Source organism: Vibrio sp. HM8-C (assembly GCF_058630515.1).
The window spans coordinates 109,967-129,565 of sequence record NZ_JBMMKS010000002.1 but is presented as its reverse complement, the minus strand read 5'-3'; the positions used below and the strand labels follow the sequence as shown (position 1 = coordinate 129,565).

At 44.5% G+C, this 19,599-nt stretch carries 15 protein-coding genes; 10 read left to right on the top strand and 5 right to left on the bottom strand.

Translation table 11 applies throughout. The features are described 5' to 3' along the window. Positions 1–86: 86 nt before the first annotated feature. The 4 genes from ACOSVQ_RS03570 to ACOSVQ_RS03555 all read right to left on the bottom strand — a co-directional run bounded on the left by ACOSVQ_RS03570 (position 87) and on the right by ACOSVQ_RS03555 (position 4,500). Positions 87–1,109, bottom strand: coding sequence for a LacI family DNA-binding transcriptional regulator (locus ACOSVQ_RS03570; RefSeq protein ID WP_491981210.1), 1,023 nt, complete (start codon positions 1,107–1,109; stop codon positions 87–89). Between the two features lie 228 nt (positions 1,110–1,337). Further along, positions 1,338–2,774, bottom strand: a complete 1,437-nt coding sequence (locus ACOSVQ_RS03565; protein ID WP_491981209.1) for a 6-phospho-beta-glucosidase — start codon at positions 2,772–2,774, stop codon at positions 1,338–1,340. Between the two features lie 235 nt (positions 2,775–3,009). Next, positions 3,010–3,705, bottom strand: a complete 696-nt coding sequence (locus ACOSVQ_RS03560) for a pirin family protein (RefSeq protein ID WP_112404331.1) — start codon at positions 3,703–3,705, stop codon at positions 3,010–3,012. A gap of 192 nt (positions 3,706–3,897) precedes the next feature. Further along, positions 3,898–4,500 (bottom strand): TetR/AcrR family transcriptional regulator, encoded by a 603-nt coding sequence (locus tag ACOSVQ_RS03555; RefSeq protein WP_102942657.1) that lies wholly within the window; start codon positions 4,498–4,500, stop codon positions 3,898–3,900. A 274-nt stretch (positions 4,501–4,774) separates the two neighbouring features. Between ACOSVQ_RS03555 and ACOSVQ_RS03550 the strand changes: the two genes are divergently transcribed. The 8 genes from ACOSVQ_RS03550 (at position 4,775) to ACOSVQ_RS03515 (ending at position 14,951) form a co-directional block, all read left to right on the top strand. Beyond that, positions 4,775–6,163 carry an efflux transporter outer membrane subunit gene (locus ACOSVQ_RS03550; RefSeq protein WP_258004341.1) on the top strand — a complete coding sequence of 463 codons (1,389 nt, stop codon included), beginning with the start codon at positions 4,775–4,777 and terminating at the stop codon, positions 6,161–6,163. 20 nt (positions 6,164–6,183) lie between these two features. Next, positions 6,184–7,380, top strand: a complete 1,197-nt coding sequence (locus tag ACOSVQ_RS03545) for an HlyD family secretion protein (protein ID WP_102942658.1) — start codon at positions 6,184–6,186, stop codon at positions 7,378–7,380. A gap of 8 nt (positions 7,381–7,388) precedes the next feature. Next, a complete protein-coding gene (gene vceB, locus ACOSVQ_RS03540) occupies positions 7,389–8,924 on the top strand; it encodes a multidrug efflux MFS transporter permease subunit VceB (protein WP_491981208.1) in 1,536 nt (511 codons plus the stop codon). A 159-nt stretch (positions 8,925–9,083) separates the two neighbouring features. Next, a complete protein-coding gene (locus ACOSVQ_RS03535) occupies positions 9,084–9,980 on the top strand; it encodes an AraC family transcriptional regulator (RefSeq protein WP_491981207.1) in 897 nt (298 codons plus the stop codon). Positions 9,981–10,100: 120 nt separating this feature from the next. Beyond that, positions 10,101–12,236 carry a TonB-dependent siderophore receptor gene (locus ACOSVQ_RS03530; RefSeq protein ID WP_491981206.1) on the top strand — a complete coding sequence of 712 codons (2,136 nt, stop codon included), beginning with the start codon at positions 10,101–10,103 and terminating at the stop codon, positions 12,234–12,236. A 248-nt stretch (positions 12,237–12,484) separates the two neighbouring features. Further along, a complete protein-coding gene (locus tag ACOSVQ_RS03525; protein WP_491981205.1) occupies positions 12,485–13,177 on the top strand; it encodes a response regulator transcription factor in 693 nt (230 codons plus the stop codon). Further along, positions 13,174–14,442, top strand: coding sequence for a sensor histidine kinase (locus tag ACOSVQ_RS03520; protein WP_491981204.1), 1,269 nt, complete (start codon positions 13,174–13,176; stop codon positions 14,440–14,442). Before ACOSVQ_RS03525 ends, ACOSVQ_RS03520 begins: the two co-directional genes overlap by 4 nt. 137 nt (positions 14,443–14,579) lie before the next feature. Next, the gene (locus ACOSVQ_RS03515) at positions 14,580–14,951 is read left to right on the top strand and encodes a DMT family protein (protein ID WP_491981203.1); all 372 of its coding nucleotides are present in this window, start codon (positions 14,580–14,582) and stop codon (positions 14,949–14,951) included. 76 nt (positions 14,952–15,027) lie between these two features. Here ACOSVQ_RS03515 and ACOSVQ_RS03510 read toward each other — a convergent pair whose 3' ends face one another. Next, positions 15,028–16,467 carry a sucrose-specific PTS transporter subunit IIBC gene (locus tag ACOSVQ_RS03510; protein ID WP_491981202.1) on the bottom strand — a complete coding sequence of 480 codons (1,440 nt, stop codon included), beginning with the start codon at positions 16,465–16,467 and terminating at the stop codon, positions 15,028–15,030. Positions 16,468–16,719: 252 nt separating this feature from the next. Between ACOSVQ_RS03510 and ACOSVQ_RS03505 the strand changes: the two genes are divergently transcribed. Both ACOSVQ_RS03505 and ACOSVQ_RS03500 read left to right on the top strand, forming a co-directional pair. Further along, positions 16,720–17,706: a LacI family DNA-binding transcriptional regulator gene (locus ACOSVQ_RS03505; protein ID WP_491981201.1), complete on the top strand. Its 987-nt coding sequence runs from the start codon at positions 16,720–16,722 to the stop codon at positions 17,704–17,706. Positions 17,707–17,897: 191 nt separating this feature from the next. Beyond that, a complete protein-coding gene (locus tag ACOSVQ_RS03500; protein WP_491981200.1) occupies positions 17,898–19,538 on the top strand; it encodes a glycoside hydrolase family 32 protein in 1,641 nt (546 codons plus the stop codon). The last annotated feature ends 61 nt before the right edge of the window (positions 19,539–19,599 follow it).

Sequence of the window (19,599 nt, the reverse complement as noted above, 5' to 3'; positions counted from 1 at the left end):
GTTCGCATTAATGACAAAAGGCAGCCTCGGCTGCCTTTTAACTAGTTCGATTGTGTCTATTTCGATTATGTATAGCTAGAACTGCTTCAAATATCTTCTGAACGGTTACGAATATCTTGTGTTGACTCGCGTGCAACCAGTTCTCCGTGATAAGACTGATGACTTGGAAGATGTCCTTGCTTATTTGCCTGAGCCAAGGCGAGTGCGGTGGCATCTTGCGTTAAGCGAACGATAGGAAGCGACACTGTAGAAAGGCTTGGAATAGCGTAAGCCGCGGCGGGTTCGTTATCGATACCGATAACCGACACATCCTGAGGTACTCTCAAACCGTGATCGTGTAACGCACGAATAGCGCCAATCGCCATGTCATCGTTACAGGCAAAAACAGCAGTGAATTTGTCGCCAGTTTGCAGCAGGATTTGCGCGCCTTTATAACCTCCTTCTAAGGTGTTGTCACCTTCTACAATCCAGTTTTTGTTCTCAGAAACTTGTGCCAGTTTGAGCTGATGTTGGTACGCTTTTAAACGTAATCGTCCTGTTTCACTATTAAGTGGTGATGTAATACAGGCGATATTTTTATGACCTAATTGGATCAGATGATCCATCGCCAATGTAGCTAACTGAGTTTGTTCTAAGCCGAAGCTTGATAAGGATTCAGCATTCAACTGGCGATTTAGAATGACCAGTGGCTGGGCTATTTTTTGCTGCAGCTCGACCAATTCTGACTCGGATAGATGACGGCTATAAAGCAAAATGGCATCACAGCGTTGGTTGGCGATGGTTTCAACCGATTCACGTTCACCTTCCGCGCTATTTTTGCTGCGAATAACCAGTAACTTTTTACCTGCCTGTAAGGCTGCTTGACCTGCGTGGTGAAGCACACTACCAAAATAGTTACTTTGAAATTCAGGAAGTACTAAACCGATGGAATTGGATGTATTAGTGGCTAAAGCTTGTGCGAGCGTATTGGGTTGATATCCAAGCTCTTTCATTACCGACAGTACCGCATTTCGGGTAACTTCTTTTACCTGAGGACTGTTATTGAGTACTCGTGAGACCGTAGCTTTCGAAACGCCAGCGGCTTTACACACATCATTTATGGTTGCCATACAATTCCTTATCTATCCAACGACAGGGTAGCTGTGTCAGAGGTAGACAAGTCTAGCTAAAAATATAATCTTCTTAAATAGTTGTATGGCAATGAATAGTCACAGAACTCAAACACGAATGAGTTCATCCTTGACGTTACACCGAGCCTTTCATGGCTCGGAGGGGCTGCCTATCGGTGGGGGGCTTATCAGTGACTATTCTTAGATAGCTAACCGTAATTACGAGGATTAGATAACTACGCCGTTGGTTTCAATAACCGTCTTGTACCAATGGAAGCTCTTCTTCTTCGAACGTGCCATTGTGCCGCTGCCATCATCGTGTTTATCGACGTAGATAAAGCCGTAACGTTTACGGTATTCACCGGTGGTGAAAGATACACAGTCAATACAACCCCATGGTGTATAACCCATGACATCAACACCGTCATAGCTGATCGCTTGTTTCACTGCTTTTATGTGTGAACCAAGGTAGTCAATGCGATAGTCATCGTTGATTGAACCGTCTTGTTCAACTTTATCTAATGCTCCAAGGCCATTCTCTACAATGAAGATTGGCTTTTGGTAACGCTCGTAAAGTTCAGAAAGCGCATAGCGAAGACCGTCTGGGTCAATTTGCCATTCCCAGTCAGACGCTGGTAAATATGGATTTAGGCGGCTACCTTCGAAAAGTGAAGGCGTGTTGGTCGCTTCATCGATTTTTACTGAAACGATGTTGGTCATGTAGTAGCTGATCGCTAAGTAATCTGCACAACCTTCTCGCAGAATAACATCGTCACCTGGCTGCATGTCGACGGTAATCCCTTTACGTTCCCACTCTTTGAGTAGGTAACTTGGGTAGTAACCACGAACTTGCACGTCACTGAATTGGTACTTCTCGCGCATCATTTCCTGTGCAAGCAGCATATCTTCAGGTCGGCATGAAGCGGGGTAGAGAGGCATCATATGGATCATGCTGCCAATTTTAAAATCTGGGTTGATAGCATGACCTTGCTTAACGACGAGTGCGCTTGCAAGGAACTGGTGGTGAAGCACTTGATACAGCATTTGTTCAGGATTTTCGTAGTCGCTGTAAATCATCCCAGAGTTACAGTAACCCCAGATTGGAAGTTTCCAGTTACGTTGGTTGTTAATTTCGTTGAACGTGATCCAGTATTTCACTTTGTTTTTGTAGCGTTCCATCACGGTTAAGCTGAACTTCACAAAGAAATCCATTACCTGACGGTTCTTCCAACTGCCGTACTCTTTCACTAAATGGTTTGGCATTTCGAAGTGAGAAAGGGTAATGACAGGTTCAATGCCATATTTCAACAGTTCATCAAAAAGATCATCGTAATACTGAAGACCTGCTTCGTTTGGTGTCTCTTCATCACCATTTGGGAAAATACGTGTCCAAGCGATGGAAGTACGGAAACATTTAAAGCCCATTTCTGCAAACAGAGCCACGTCACCTTTGAAGTGACCGTAGAAATCAACCGCTTCGTGGTTTGGGTAAAATTTATCGGCTTCAACAGTTTCTGTGATGACGCGAGGCACACCATGAGCACCTTTCGTAAGTACATCGACGACGCTAGGACCTTTTCCATCTTTGTTCCAACCACCTTCAACTTGGTGCGCTGCGACCGCTCCGCCCCAGAGAAAATCTTTTGGAAAACCTTGTTGTGACATAGTGATACCTTCTCAAATAAAGTAAGTGAGCCTAATAAGAATAGGTGAGTTAGCTGCATTCTAATCCAGAAAAAAACAAAATGAAACCGGTTACAAAATGATTTTTTACTAATTTACCATTATGAATCTGATTCAGATGGTGATGAAAGACAGACAAAATGTTCGAATTAAAAGAAAAAAGCCACGAGTGAAATGCTCATGGCGAAAAGGGAAGGAACGAAAAACTATAAGAACGTTATGGTAGGTCAAACACTAGCGCTATGGCACGTGTATCGCTGTTGTTGTAGAAGCTCAAATACTCTTGAGAAACGATCTTTGCGCCATCTCCCGGAGTCAGTTGTGTATCGTTAACAAACAGTTCGCTGGTGATTTGGTGAACATACACGCGGCGACCTTCAGTGACTTGATAGCTCAGCTCGGTATGAGGCTCCAAAATGAGTTGGTGCAACATCGCATCCTGTTTGATTTGCAATGTACCGTTTTCACCCGTTGGCGTTGCAATCGTCGTTAGACCTGCCTCTTGACCAAAATCTTTTTGCTGATATCCCGGTTTACCGCCATAGCTATTTGGTTGAATCCAGATTTGCAAAAACTTCAACGTTTCCGTGCTAGACGCATTGAATTCACTGTGAGCAATTCCACGACCAGCGGACATCAATTGAAATTCTCCCGCTGGAAGCGTTTCAACATTTCCTTCGCTGTCTTTGTGCGCGATGGTGCCTTGAAGAACGTAACTGATGATCTCCATGTCACGATGGCTGTGTGTTTCAAAGCCAGCACTAGGAGCAACAGTGTCATCGTTAATCACTCTAAGCTCTGAAAATCCCATGTGCTTAGGATCAAAGTAGCTACCAAAAGAAAATGTGTGTTTGCTGTCTAACCAGCCAAAGTTCGCTCGGCCGCGTTGAGATGCTTTTCTAATTTCAATCATAGTGTTCTCCTCACTTGGCTTGTTGGCTAACTAACGACAGGGTCATTAATAGCAATGCCAATCTATGGAAGAGATGTTAGAGCTTTAGACGCTGCGATCACAGCCGCTGAATTTGTTGCCCTTATTCGAAAAATTAGAATGAGGGCAAGATCGCTGTATGTAGAAAAGATTGTGAGAGGGGATGCAAGTGGTCTATTCGTTTCCGTAAAGCTTCATAAATGCATTCACAGCCTGCTCGACAGTGGTTTTGATCTGCTGCTGGCTTGGTTTATCGATGGCGGCAAACGCATATTGTTCAACATATTCTGACGACAACAAAGCTTTGAATTGCATAGCAGCGATCCATGGATTGCACTGGCTTAATTCACCTTTTAGCGACTGCTTTTCGATGTACTCACTTAAGTGTTTCCAGCCTTTCTTAGGGCCATTGTTGTAGAAATGGCGACCTATATCAGACCGGTCTGCTTCAGCGACTGCCATGCGATAAATGGAGATAGCATCGGGGGTTAAAATTGAGTCTAGGAAATTGTAACCAAATTCTAAAAGAGACGTTCGAACATCACGATTTACGTCCAAAGAGAGAAAAGAATTAGAGATTTGCTCTGTTGCAGATGACTGCATCACCTCGGCGAATATTTCTTCTTTAGAGCTGAAATAGTTATAAAGAGTCGCCTTAGAACCCCCCACTTGCTTTGCCAGTTGAGACATGGAAGTTCCACTAACTCCCTGTTGTGAAAAGCATTCTTTTGCAATATCTATAATCGCTTGTCGTTTTTCGTCGCTTTTAACTCGCATGAATATTTTGTAGTCCTTGAGGAAATTGTGGGTAAGTTTCGCTTGACGAAATCTTTCTGTCAAGAGTATAACTGTACTGTACGGTTTAGTTATAAGGTTGTCTAATGTGAAAAGATCTATCCAAAGGAACGAACTTGGGTTCTCTAACTTACGGTTCTCTAACTTACGGTTCTCTAACTTACGGTTCTCTAACTTACGGTTCTCTAACTTACGGTTTTCTAACTCAAAGTTTTCAAAAAACGGAAACAAAAATGTTCCTTACTTCGCTCTAACTCTGATCAGCGCAGCGCTTTTGGCGGGCTGCTCTGTTTCGAAAAATGAAAACTTGCCTGAAATTTCGCAAGCCAATGACTACGCGTTTAAGCAAAGTCTGTCTGCCGCAGAAACCATGGCGTGGCCAACTCAGGACTGGTGGTATCGCTACCAAGATCCTCAGTTAAACCAACTTATCAATGACGCTTTTACTGGCGCGCCAAGTTTGAAAATGGCTGAAGCCAGACTGAAAAACGCTCAAGGTATCGCAGAGCAAGCAGGCGCGAGCCGCTCGGTTAATGTGGGATTAGCCGCTAGTGCTTCTGAAACCAAAGTGAGTTACCAATATCAGGCAGCAACGCCGCCTCGTGGTTGGAATGACTATGGAACGTTGACACTCAACTTCCAATACGATTTTGATTTTTGGGGTAAGAATCGTGCATCGGTTGCTGCGGCAACTTCCGAACTCGCAGCGGCTGAAGCAGAAGCTGTGTCGGCTCGCTTGATGCTGGCAACTGCGGTATCAAACGCTTATGCAGAACTGTCTCGTTTGTATGCGAATAAGCATACGGTAGAAACCGCGTTGGATATTCGCCATAAAACGGTAGAGCTGTTGACTAAGCGATATGAAAACGGCTTAGAAACACTGGGCTCTGTGAATCAAGCAAAAGCGATTGCAGCCAATGTTGAAGCTGAAATGCTGGGCATTAATGAGTCGATTGCACTGCAGAAAAATGCGCTTGCAGCCCTAGTAGGCCAAGGGCCAGATAGAGCATTAACAATTTCAGAACCTAACATTCAATTGGATACGCGCTACGGTTTGCCGCAAGACGCGGGTGTTGGTTTGCTTGGTCACCGCGCAGATATTACTGCCGCTCGCTGGCGCGCAGAGGCAGCTGCAGAACGTGTGGGCATTGCAGAAGCGATGTACTACCCAGACTTGAGCATTTCTGCGTTCATCGGATATCAGGCTTTTGGTCTTAATGACTTATTTGAGAGCGGCAATGATGCGGGCAGCATTGGTCCAGCCCTGTATTTGCCGTTGTTTACGGGTGGTCGTCTTGATGGGCAACTGACATCAGCAGAAGCGCGTTATGAGGAAGCAGTAAGTGGCTATAACGCGACACTGACTCAGGCTCTTCATGAAGTGGCGGACGTTGTGACTAGCACTCAAGCACTTGATGCTCGTATTGCGAAAACGCAAGAAGCGGTGGATGCGGCAGAACAAGCATTGAAGATTGCTTCTAACCGCTATCAGGGTGGTTTGGCAACTTACCTAGATGTGCTTGTTGCTGAAGAGTCGCTACTCAATAACCAACGAGCGTTGGTTAACTTACAGTCACGCGCATTCAGTCTTGATCTTGCTCTTATTCACGCTTTAGGCGGTGGTTTCCAGACCACAGAGTCTTAATTTTTAAAAGGTTTCTATTCATGAGTTCAAATCCATCACAAAACGACGCTGCAGAATTCGATGCGTCTGGTGCAAACAAGTCACGTAAAAAAGGTTTCTTAGCGTTAGCCGCGGCGATTATTGTTGCGGGTGGCAGCTACGGTTCTTACTGGTATTTAGTAGGTTCGCGTTACATTTCTACCGATAACGCGTACACCGCAGCTGAAATTGCAGAAGTCACGCCAGCGGTTGGCGGTATCATCGCGAGTGTTAATGTGGTTGATACACAGTACGTCAACAAAGGTGATGTACTTGTGCAGATCGAAGATACTGATGCGCAAATTGCTGTAGACCAAGCACAAGCAAATTTGGCACTGGCTGAGCGTCGTGTACGTAGCTACTTAGCAAATGATGAAGGTCTTACTGCTCAAGTTGAAGCACAGAAATCAAACGAAACTCGTGCGAAAGCTCAGCTGAATGCAGCGAAAGCCGATTTTGATCGTGCGAAAATCGATTTAGCTCGCCGCGAAGACTTAGTGCGTTCTGGTTCAGTATCAGGTGAAGAACTGACAAACGCAAAAACAGCATTCGAGCAGTCGCAAGCAAACCTAAATGCAGCAAAAGCAGCATTGGCTCAGGCACAAGCAAACCGTCTATCAACTATCGGTGCGCAAAAAGCGAATGCCGCGATGACAGACAACACAACCGTTGAAAATAACCCTGAAGTATTGGCAGCGAAAGCACGTCTACAACAGGCAAAAATTAACCTAGAACGTACCATTATTCGCGCACCGATCTCAGGTGTGGTCGCGAAACGTCAGGTACAGGTTGGTCGCCAAGTTCAAATGGGTACACCGCTAATGACGGTTGTGCCAGTTCAAAACATCTATGTAGATGCAAACTTCAAAGAAGTTGAATTACGTGATGTGAAGATCGGTTTACCAGTGTCAATTACTGCTGACCTTTACGGTGATGAAGTCATTTATCACGGTGTGGTTGCGGGTGTTTCCGGTGGTACGGGTTCTGCGTTCTCTATGATCCCTGCACAAAATGCAACGGGTAACTGGATTAAAGTGGTTCAACGTCTTCCTGTTCGTATCGAACTTGATCCAGAAGATTTGCAAGCTCATCCGCTGCAAGTGGGTCTTTCTATGCAAGTAGAAATTGATACCAAAGCGGACGTGAACAAGCAAACCATCGCTCAATACCGTGCATCTAAGCAATCTGAACAAGGTTAAGGTGGATCATGAGTCATTCATCAGACAATGACATCAAACCTTTGACTGGTGGAGCGTTATTCATTGGCGCTCTGTGTCTGGCAATGGCGAACTTTCTCGCCATTCTAGATACCACCATTGCTAACGTTTCGGTTTCAAGTATTGCAGGCAGTTTGGGTACATCAACCAGCCAAGGTACCTATGTGATCACCTCTTATGCGGTGGCAGAGGCGATTTCGGTACCACTGACCGGATGGTTATCCAGACGCTTTGGTTCAATTCGTGTATTCGTTACCTGTTTCGTGCTGTTTGGTGTCTTCTCAATATTATGTGGACTGGCGACAAGCATGACGATGCTTGTGGCTTTCCGCGTATTCTTAGGTTTAGCGGGTGGCCCATTGATGCCTTTATCGCAAACGCTGATGATTCGAATCTTCCCGAAAGATAAGAGTCATGCTGCGATCGGTATCTGGAGTATGACAACGTTAGTTGCGCCAATCATGGGACCGATTTTAGGCGGTGTACTGTGTGACCAATTCAGTTGGCCGTACATTTTCTTCGTCAAAACACCTTTTGCTATTGTTGCCGCGATACTGTGTTGGAAACTGCTTCAACAGTTTGAAACCAAAACCGTACGTTCGAAAATCGATAAAGTGGGTTTGGCACTATTGGTTATTTGGGTCGCAGCACTGCAAATCATGCTAGATGAAGGTAAAGACCACGATTGGTTTGAATCAAGCCGAATTGTTGTCTTGGCTGTCATTGCTGTAATTGGGTTTGTTGCCTTCTTGATTTGGGAACTGACAGAAAGAGACCCAGTTGTTGACTTGAAAGTGTTCCGCCATCGTGGGTACACCATGAGTATGATGACCTTATCGTTGGCGTTTGGTGCGTTCTTTAGTATCTCGGTTATCACGCCGTTGTGGTTGCAAATCTATATGGGTTACACCGCAACGATCTCGGGTTATGCGACTGCAACAATGGGGATTTTAGCTGTATTCCTTGCGCCAATTATTGCCAATCTGTCATCTAAGTTTGACCCGAGGCCATTCGTGTTTGTCGGGGTAATGTGGTTAGGTCTTTGGACCTTCCTGCGTAGCTTTGGCAGTTTGGATATGACCTTTGAACAAGTGAGTTATCCGCTGTTCTTGCAAGGTATTGGTATGCCATTGTTCTTCGTACCGCTAACGGCGATTGCACTAGGTTGTGTGAAGCCTAGCGAGATGGAGTCAGCTGCGGGTTTGATGAACTTCATTCGGACTTTGTCAGGTGCGTTTGCGACATCAATGATCAATACCTCTTGGGAGCATCAGACTCGGTATGTCCATGCGGAGCTAGCAGGTTTAACCGACAGAGCAGGTGTTGCGACACATGCGATGCAAAGCTCAGGTATGGAAATAGGGCAGATACGTTCTTCTATGGACTGGCTACTGCAAAAACAAAGCGTCATGGTGGCAACCAATCAGTTGTTCATGGTTATCGCTGTTATCTTTGCTGTCGCAGCATGCATCATCTGGTTTGCACCTAAACCTCAACATGCCGTTGACCCAGGTGCAGCACATTAATTTTTAAAGATTTTACCTTTAATCCACGGGGCTAAAGCGAAGAGAAGGAACTCTTTTTTGCTGATGCCCCTTTTTTGTTGCCCGTTAGTGATAATAGTTCTTATTTGTATCGATTGTGTGCGACAATACGCCATCTTTTTATACTGTTAGTTTTGAGTCATGAACCGTTCCAGCGCGTCTTTTCAGCGAGTCTGCAAACTACTTAACTATATTCACTCCAATATGGAACAGGCATTCAGTCTGGATGAGTTAGCACAACAAAGTTGTTGGTCTCGTTGGCAGTTGCAACGTGTATTTCAAAGCGAAACAGGCATCTCTGTTGCTCACTATGTGAGAGACATAAAGCTCAGTGCCGCAGCCGAATCTCTTCTTGCTGGCTCGGAAAGAATCATCGATATTGGGATAGGTTTGGGCTTTAGTTCAGAAATGAGTTTTAGCCGTGCCTTTAAACAGCATTTTGGTGTCAGCCCGAGAGTGTATCGCAAGCAGGGTAAGCGATATGGATTGAGAACACCCTTGCTAACCTCCTTTTCATCGCTCGAAGCGCATCAACCAGAACATCATCTTTCGCCACAGTTGATTGAAGTCAGAGTGGAAACTTATAGTGATTTTCACTGTTATGGTGTGATTGGCAATATTCGTGGCATTTTGTCTTCACAACCAAACTTTTCTCAGCAAGTTCCTGAGCTTTGGCAACGTTTGTATCACATTGTCCCAGATGTTAAGCAGTACCCATTAACGGGAGTGATTGATGTCACTTGTGCCAGTTCTAATGGCAACAATCTTCGCTACTTGGCAGGTGTAACGGAAAGCATCCCAATATCGGCTGTCGATATTGAACAGCTAACAATACCTGCGCAGACTTATGCGGTAATCAAACATAGGGGGCCTGTCTCGGCACTCGCACAAACTTTGGAATGGTTCATTTTTCATTGGCTACCTCAGTCAGACTATCGAGGCGTAGACGGCTTTGAATTAGAACGTTATCCACAAGGCTATGATTGTGAGAAACAAGACGCCGAAATGGAATACTGGTTGCCAATTTTACCCGTTTAAGCCTTTAACCTTTTTCTCTGAGATGCAAGATGCTCCAAATTGTTAACTTTTTCTCTGTATTGATGAGTAAGATGCAAATGATATTTATTCTTATAAAGAAAGCAGGGTATTTGAAACATTATGGATAGAAAAAAACAAATGCATTTTTCGCCGATTGCGTTGGGATTACTAGCGGCTTTTTGTGCTCCGCTAGCGTTCGCTCAAGAAAAGAGTTCTGATTCTGTCGAAACGGTAACCATCCTAGGAAAAACCTACCGAAACACCGCAACCAAAACGGCGTTGGAGCCAGAAGAAACGCCGCAAGCTATTTCAGTGATTGAACAAGAAGAACTTGAGCAACGCGGTGTAACATCACTTGGCCAGGCATTGCGATATGCGTCAGGGGTTGTGACTGAAACCAAAGGTGGTGCGGTCACTATGTACGATAACTTCTACATTCGCGGTTTTCGAATTGATCAGACGTATTACGATGGTTTGGTACTTCAATATTTAAAAGGCTGGAACTTACAGCCACAAATTGACCCATTAGCGATACAAAGGGTAGAGGTGTTCAAAGGGCCGACATCGGTTTTGTACGGCTCTATGCCTCCGGGCGGTATGGTTAACACCATTGCTAAGTCACCACAAAGTGAAAACCACACAGAAGTGTCCGCTTCTACAGGCTCTCGCAACTTAACACAAGCAACGTTGGATACCACTGGCCAGTTCGGTGACAGCAATGTCTCCTATCGTTTGATTGCAAAAGCTCGTAAACAAGATGGTCAGGTGGATGGCACGGAAGAAGAACGATATCTCATCGCCCCATCTATTGATTGGCAAGCGACCGAGAACACGCTAATAAATCTTAATATGTACTATCAGAATGATCCGGCAATGGGGATGAACTCTTCGCTGCCGCTTGCTGCGATAACCAACGGTACAACGTCAGCTTCAACCTTTGCTGGTGATACTAACTGGAGTCATTTCGAGCGCGAAATCATGATGCTGGGTTATAAAATCCAACATCAATTCAATGATGATTGGCGCTTTTTGCAAAACCTTCGTTATACAGATGCATCGCTCTATCAGGAAAACACGTATCACTCAGCATCGGGTTTTAATGAGAGTACAGGGACGTTAAGTCGTAATATCTATACCACTGAAGAAGACTATGAAGGTCTCGTGGTAGATAACCAGCTTTCGGGGATTGTGAACTGGGGAAGCGTAGAGCATAACCTCCTCCTAGGTCTCGATTATCAAACTCTTAGCGGAGATTCTGCTTACAAAGAGTACTCAACCAGTGACAGCGGTTTCTATCAATTTAATATCTACAACGCCAATAATCATTTGTTGAATCGCTCCAATGTCAGCGAAGTCTACGCAGGCAACGATGAAGTGTCGGTAGAACAACTTGGCACGTATTTTCAAGACCAGCTACTTTGGAACCAATGGGTGTTTATCGCTGGTGGTCGATTTGATAACTATAAAAGCACCAATAATTTTTCTGGGAGTAATTCACAAGCAGACCATAATGAGTTCTCTTATCGTTTAGGTGCGTTATATCAGTTTGATTCAGGAATTTCGCCGTTTGTGAACTTTGCTACAAGCTTCTCGCCTGTTGCGGGTGTTGATTCGAAATTTGGTAAGCCTTTTGAACCAGAAGTAGGTGAGCAGGTTGAAGTGGGTGTTAAGTATGTCTCTGCGGACATGAGTAAACAGCTGACAACGTCACTTTACCGTATCATAAAGAGCAATATGGTGGTGACAGACCCTACATCGGCTAACTATCAAGATGAAGTTCAGGTAGGTGAAGTTCGTTCCCAAGGGGTTGAAGTTGAAGGTCGTTGGTGGCTGATGCCAAATTGGGACGTATCAGCGAGCTACACATACGCTGATGTCGAAGTCACCGAAGACAGTGCGAATGGTTTACAAGGCACGACTCCTATCTATGTTCCGAAGCACAGCGCGACGTTATGGTCTACCTATAATGTTGAACAGGGTGCACTTAGTGGTGTGAGAGTTAGTGCAGGCGGACGTTATGTTGGTCAGATGTATATGGACGCAACCAATACCCAAGGTAAAGTACCAAGCTACATCGTAGCTGACTTGTCTCTAGGCTATGATTTATCAGAGATCAGCGATTCACTAGCTGGTGCGAGTGCAGACCTTATTAGTAGTAACTTGTTTGATGAAGAGTATTACACTTGCTACGACAAAACGAACTGCTGGTATGGTGCTGAACGTACTATCGAGCTAAAACTTAACTATGAGTTTTAAGCCTGTCACTTAATGACGTTTTTGCCCAATTTGATGTAATTACTTTCGAAATGCCCAACAAGTGTTGGGCATTTTTATATTAACCTTTCCTTAACTGCTTATGATCTAGCCTGATATAAGTGAGAAGTGTATTTGTGAAATTGGACACGCCGAATCGTTATACTGGGATGAATGAAAATAGTATCCTTGGCGCGTCTGTTTCGAGGGCAAGCGGCTGACAATGCCGTGAAAAAGGTTAGGTTTGGGAAATGTTAAAGGCATTATTAGTAGAAGACGATTTGGATCTTGCGACGGCATTAATTGATTATATGTCTCTGGAAGACATTGATTGCGACTATGCTGCAGATGGTCAGGTGGGCTATAACCTGATTATGTCTAATCGCTACGATGTGATTATTCTCGACTTAAACTTACCTAAAATTGAAGGTTTAGCGGTGTGTGAACGCATTCGCAATAACGGGGTAGAAACGCCTGTTCTTATGCTGACAGCCCGCGATACGCTTGACGATAAGTTAGAAGGTTTTAGCCGTGGCGCAGATGATTATCTAGTTAAACCTTTTGCGATGGAAGAACTACTCGTACGTATGAAAGTTTTAGCAAAACGTCGTAGCGGGCAAGTGTCTAAACTGACTATCGCTGATCTCGAACTGGATCTTAGTCATCGCCAAGCAACACGTGCAGGCGTCTTACTCAAACTTTCTCCTATTTCTCTGAAAATTCTTGAAGTCTTGATGCGAGAATACCCATCGGCTGTCTCCCGAGAGAAAATTGTGCAAATGGTCTGGGGTGATGAACAACCCGACAGCAACAGTTTGAAAGTACACATCTTCAACTTGCGTAAACAGGTTGATCAGAATGAGTGGAAGCCAATGATTCAAACTATTGCAGGTTTCGGTTTCGGTATCCGCTTGCAGGAAAGCTCTTCTCAGGATAAGTCATGAAGATTCGCCGCAGTCTTAAAATATTTATTGTTTGCGCCATTATGGGCATGGCAACAATCACTGTTGCTGGTTTTGCAACACTTACTGCAAACTATTTTGAAAAAGGACTGGATGGTGGTCTTCGGATGACCATGCAGGAGATTGGACGATTTTCGCCTGTGCAGTCTAGTCACGCGCAATCTGTGCTAGGTTTTCAAATTGTCCATCAATGGCACGATGTTACTCCTGAAATCAGAGAGGTGTTTGCTCAGCCAACTAAACATCTCGAATTCAACAAAAAAGTGTATCGTGACCACTGGTATTCAGAACCTAACCGAGCGTTATTCTTACTCAGATATGAGCGTGATAATGATGAAGTTCTCTATATTTCTCGCATTATCGATGACATTGAATCGGCTGATCTGAGTGCTCGTCTAAATAAAAATGAACTACCTCACTTATGTCAGATCTTAGGCTATGCAACGATAGCCTTGGCGATGTTTGCTGTGTGCATGTACTTCGTAATGCAGCTGGTCGCCAAGCCGATAGAACGTCTTGCCAAATGGGCGAAAACATTGACCCCTTGTCAGCTTAATTACCCTTTGCCTGACTTCCATTACAACGAACTTAATCGTTTGGCGACGATTGTGAAAAACAGCTTGTCGTCGGTGGAAGACAGTTTGCGCCGTGAACATAAGTTCCTTGCGCATGCGAGCCACGAACTGAGAACGCCTATCGCCGTTGTGAGAAGTAATACCGAACTAATGGCAAAGTTGGTTGATAAACCCAATTCTATCGAGAAGCAAAAAGAGGTATTAGAACGTATCTTGCGAGCGGGTGTCACCATGACCGATCTTTGTGAGACTTTGCTGTGGCTAAATCGAGGGCAACATAATCAGTTGCCGCTGTCTCAGCTTAATCTGGGTGAACTGCTAAAACAGTTAAGCCAAGAGCTCAAATATCTGATTCGAGATAAAGATGTGCAGGTTGAGATGAGTGTTGAAGGCGGGGTATTTGAACTGCCAACAACATTATGCCGTATCGTCCTGAGCAACCTTATTCGTAACGCTTATCAGCACACTCTACGTGGCACTGTGGTAATTAGCCAAGTCGGTTCAGAAGTGACAATTAAAAATCGCGATATCAGTTGTGGAGATACACAAGAACAACTTGGGTTCGGCTTAGGATTGGAGTTAACTCATAGGATCATCCGCCACTACCACTGGGATTGTGTCATCGAAGAATACCTAGATGGACGAGATGTGCGTATTAACTTTAGACCATAAATACTCAGCGATTGTTATTGCTAATACAGAGCGTTAGGTGCACACTCCGCGCAAATAATGTCGCTATACTCTGCCTACTTGTTGCCTACCTGCAACTCCAATTCGTTTGAGTATTAGTTTGCGTGGAGTTTTATTGAATGTTCGCCGTCCCACCTATGTTAATCACCATTGGCTTACTGCTGATCAGCAACGTGTTCATGACTTTTGCTTGGTATGCCCATTTACGAGAGTTAGGGCATAAGCCGTGGATTGTTGCGGCGTTGGTTAGCTGGGGCATCGCCTTATTTGAGTATCTGTTTCAAGTACCCGCAAACCGCATCGGTTACACGGTATTAAACCTTGGTCAGCTAAAAATACTGCAAGAAGTCATTACTCTGACTGTGTTTGTACCTTTTGCACTGATTTATATGAAAGAACCATTCCGTATGGATTTCGTATGGGCAGGATTGTGTCTTCTTGGCGCAGTGTTCTTCATTTTCCGCCCACAGATCCTTGCTGCGTTATCTTAGTCCCTTGTTTTTCAGTCATAAAAAATGCCCACTACAAAGTGTAGTGGGCAATACAAAGCGTAAACGTTGAGGGGGATTACGCTAGGGCTTGGGTACTCTGTTTAGCTTTTTCACGAATGCCAAGAGCGACTGTCATACCGAATGCCACTGCAAATGAAATCACCATACCTACGATGTAATAGCTGATTTTATCTGGAGTGATAGAAATAATACCCGGTAAGCCTGCTGCACCTAGTGCTTGTGCTTTTACGTTAAACAACGTGATAAATGCACTAGATACTGCTGCGCCAGTGATTGCCGCGATAAATGGATAACGAAGTTTTAAGTTCACACCGAACATTGCTGGTTCTGTAATACCCAGTAGTGCTGTGATGCCAGAAGGCATAGCAATACCTTTCAGTTTTATGTCTTTGGTTGTGAAACCGACAGCTAATGATGCTGCACCTTGAGCGACGTTAGACATTGCAGCGATAGGGAAGATGAAAGTACCACCAGTAACTGCAATATCAGCTAAAAGTTGGGTTTCGATAGCGATGAAGCTGTGGTGCATACCGGTAATAACAAATGGAGCATAGATAAAACCAAACAGTGCGCCACCAATAAAACCTGCTGAATCGTAAAGCCAGTTCAGTCCATCACCTAGCATGAAGCCAACATCACGAGTGATAGGGCCAACTAATGTGAAGGTTAGGAAACCAGTGATGAAGATTGCCAGCATTGGCGTAAGAAGATTATCCAATACCGAAGGGATAAACTTACGAAGACCATTTTCTACTTTGGCAAGGATAAATGCCGATACCAGAACAGGCAGAACTGAGCCTTGGTAACCAACCTTTTGAATTTCCAGGCCAAGAATATTCCATGTTGGAACTGTGCCAGAAACTGACGCACTACCGAATCCCCAGCCATTGAGCAGGTCAGGGTGCACCATGAGCATACCAAGAGCTGCACCAAGGAAAGGGTTACCGCCAAATTTGCGGGAAGCTGAGAACGCTAGCAATACCGGAAGGTATACAAAAGGGGCGTTGGCAAAAGTGTTAATCATGCTAGCGAGATCGGCCAAACCAGGGTTTGCATCAATCAGCGATTGTCCATCGATAAACAGACCTTGCGCTGTTAGTACGTTGAACAAACCCATCAACAGACCGCCAGCAACGATAGCAGGGATAATCGGCACGAAAATATCCGATAGGCCTTTAACTGCACGTTGTAAAAGGTTTTGTTTTTCTGCGCCAGCCGTTGCGACATCATTGGTCGACATTTCTGCCAAGCCAGTCAGTTTCGCCATCTCAGCGTAAACTTGGTTTACGATGCCAGAACCGAAAATAATCTGGTACTGGCCAGCAACTTTAAATTGTCCTTTAACGCCTTCAAGCGACTCAATTGCGGCTTCATCAATTAACGCATCGTCTTTCAATGCTAAGCGTAAGCGTGTAGCACAGTGTGCTAAAGCTTGGATATTGGATTGTCCGCCTAAATGGTCGAGAAGTTGTTTTGCTATGACTGGATAGTCCATAACTCACCCCGGTTCATGTTAATAATCAGTATAGTTAAAATTTGGTTCTTAATTGTATTTTTGGGAACGTTTGCAAAGTGGATTCTTGTGAAAAATTTTCTTATGGTCAAAAGCAAACAGTGAATATTGTGAAGATGATCGCCAAAAGAAAGGGGGGAAATGATAAAAACAAGGGTAAAATCACGATAAATACATGGGACGGATGCAGAGAAGTTTGCAAACAATCCCAATTTGCTATGAATAGGGAGCAGTATGGCAAGTTTGCACGATGTCGCTAGATTATCTGGTGTATCGAAATCGACAGTATCTCGTGTTATTAACAACGAGTATGGTGTAAAAAAATCAACAAAAATCAGAGTATTAAAGGCTGTTGAAGAGTGTGGCTATGTGGTCAATCAGGTTGCAAAAGACTTGAAGTCACAGAAGACTAACTTAGTCGGAGTGATCGTTCCACGTGTGAGTTCCCATGCAACTGCACAAGGTGTGGATGGCTTAACCGCGATTTTTGAGCAAGCTGGAAAACATGTGTTGTTGGCTAACACTCATCAGGTTCATGAAAAGGAACTTGAATATATTCAAATATTTAACCAAAAACGAGTCGAAGGTATTATTTTCTACGCTACGCATTTGGATGCGCCATTAGTGAAAGCCATTCAGAGTTCACAGGTGCCTGTCGTACTGGTGGGGCAAGATGGATCGCTCTATAACATTCCAAGTGTGGTTCATGACGATTCGCGTGTTGGCTTCGAGGCAGGTAACCGATTAGTGGCTGCGGGTTGTAAACACGTTGGTTTTATTGGCGTACAAAGCGATGATATTGCAGTTGATGTTCAACGTTCACAGGGCTTAGAGCACTCATTAAGCTTTCATAATCAGTCACTTTTGTTCCATGCACACGGCGATTTTTCCATAGAATCGGGCTATCGTTTAGCCAAAGAGCAGTTAAAAGCACATCCAAAATTAGATGGTCTGTTTTGTGCCACAGACCGATTGGCTCTAGGCGCCATAAGAGCACTGCAAGAGCAGGGTGTTAAAGTGGGCAAACAAATCAAAGTGTTAGGCGTTGGTAATGATGAGCTTTCTTCTGTTAGCACACCAAGCTTATCAACATTCAATTATGCCTTTGATAAAGCGGGAGAAAATGCCGCCAAGATGCTCCTTGAACGTATAGCAGGTAAAGGACAAGAGATGAGCAAAGTTGTACTGACCTTCCAAAAAATTGATCGCGAAACCTGCTAGCTCAACATATTCATTGAGCACTTATAACACGCTGGGCTTTGTGCCCAGCTTCACACAAACCATACTCTATGCCTTCTTAGTCGCTTAAATACTTGCTAATTGAGTGGTTGTTTTATATTTTGAGAACGTTCCCGAAATAATTTGCGGAAAACACTATTTTAGTTTTCGCTACAATTTAGCTAGGTAAGACCATGTCATTACAATTCCTCATTGAACTTGCTGGTGGTGTAGACAACATTTCACGCATTTTGGCGCCTGAAGGGCGTGTTGTCGTTGCTGTTCGAGATGCTAAGCAAGTACTGCCAACACCCGATTTTGTTGTTGAAGAGTCCGTTTTGGGCGAATGGCAACTTTCAATGCCAAGATGCAGCAGTATCAGTGACGAGGATTTAGCGACTCTAGGCCGTTTAATCGCGAAGCAACAGAAAGCTTTCGCGCAAAACTACCTAAAACCTACGGATTGTCCATATCGCCCTCAATGGCATATCTCTCCTCCGCAAGGCTTATTAAACGACCCGAATGGATTTATCTTTCACAATGGTGAATATCATCTGTTCTACCAGTGGTATCCCTATGCTTGTGAGCACAAGGACAAGTACTGGGTTCTTCTAAAAAGCCGAGACTTGGTTAACTGGAATTGGCAATCCATCGCACTCACACCTTCAGATTGGTTTGATAGCCATGGCGTATTTTCAGGTCATGCTGTCAGCCATGAAGGCGAGTTGTTGCTGTTTTACACAGGTAACACTCGATTAGGGCATGATCGTCAAAGACAAACGATGCAATGTGTCGCGCGCCTAAACGCGGATAATTCTGAGGATAAGCTAGGGCCGGTTATTCGCACTTTGCCAGAAGGTGTGACGGAGCACTTCCGTGATCCGAAAATCCTTTTCCGTCAAGATAAGTGGCATATGTTACTGGGCGCTCAGACGACTGATCTTCAAGGACGCTTAGCGGTTTATCATTCAAATGATTTGATGCACTGGTCGTTTGATTCCCTTTATGGGGACGACATTGCGCCTTTTGGCTATATGTGGGAATGCCCGGATATGTTCGAACTCAGCGGCCAACTGTTTTTTGTGTTTGGCCCGCAAGGGATTAAGTCACAAAACCCGAATCACACCATTGAACACCAAAACCGCATTTTCAATATTGAGCAGGACAACCAAGGCAAGTTTCATTTCATTGAAGGTTGGCAACTGGATGCGGGTTTTGATTTCTACGCTCCGCAGACCATGGAGACTGAAGATGGGCGAAGAGTCATGGTGGGTTGGATGGGGCTTCCTGATGAAGTTGAACAACCGAGCTGTGACAATGGCTGGATACATCAATTCACGGCTTTGCGTGAGCTGAAATGGCAGGGCGGTAGAATCGTGCAAAGCCCAATTCGCGAGCTAGCTGAGTTGAGAGAATCCCAAACGAAACTGAGTTTGGATGAGCATGGTATCGACTTATCCACGAAGAGCTACGAGCTTAATGTTACTTTACCTTGGGGAAGTGCATTGAAATTGATGTCAGGCGATGAATTTGGTGTGCTATTGGAGCTTGATAAAGCGCTTGGCGTATTGCGTTTTGACCGTACCAAAACCGAGATTCGTCAAGGCGATGTCATTCGTGAGATGCCTTTAGATACTGAAAAAGATGTCCACTTGCAAATACTCGCCGATAGTTCATCGCTAGAGGTGTTTATTAATCACGGTGAACACGTTATGACAGGACGAGTGTTTACACCTGCGAGTGCAACACGTATTGCGTTAAATGGTGCTTGTGCCAACGCAGAGTTCGCTGCGCTAAAATCGGTAGTCGCTTCAACGTTTGCACCTATACCGTAACTTTAGAGTTTGTTGGTTCCAAAGCACACTTCGTCTAGCCAAACACACTCCGTTTATCCAA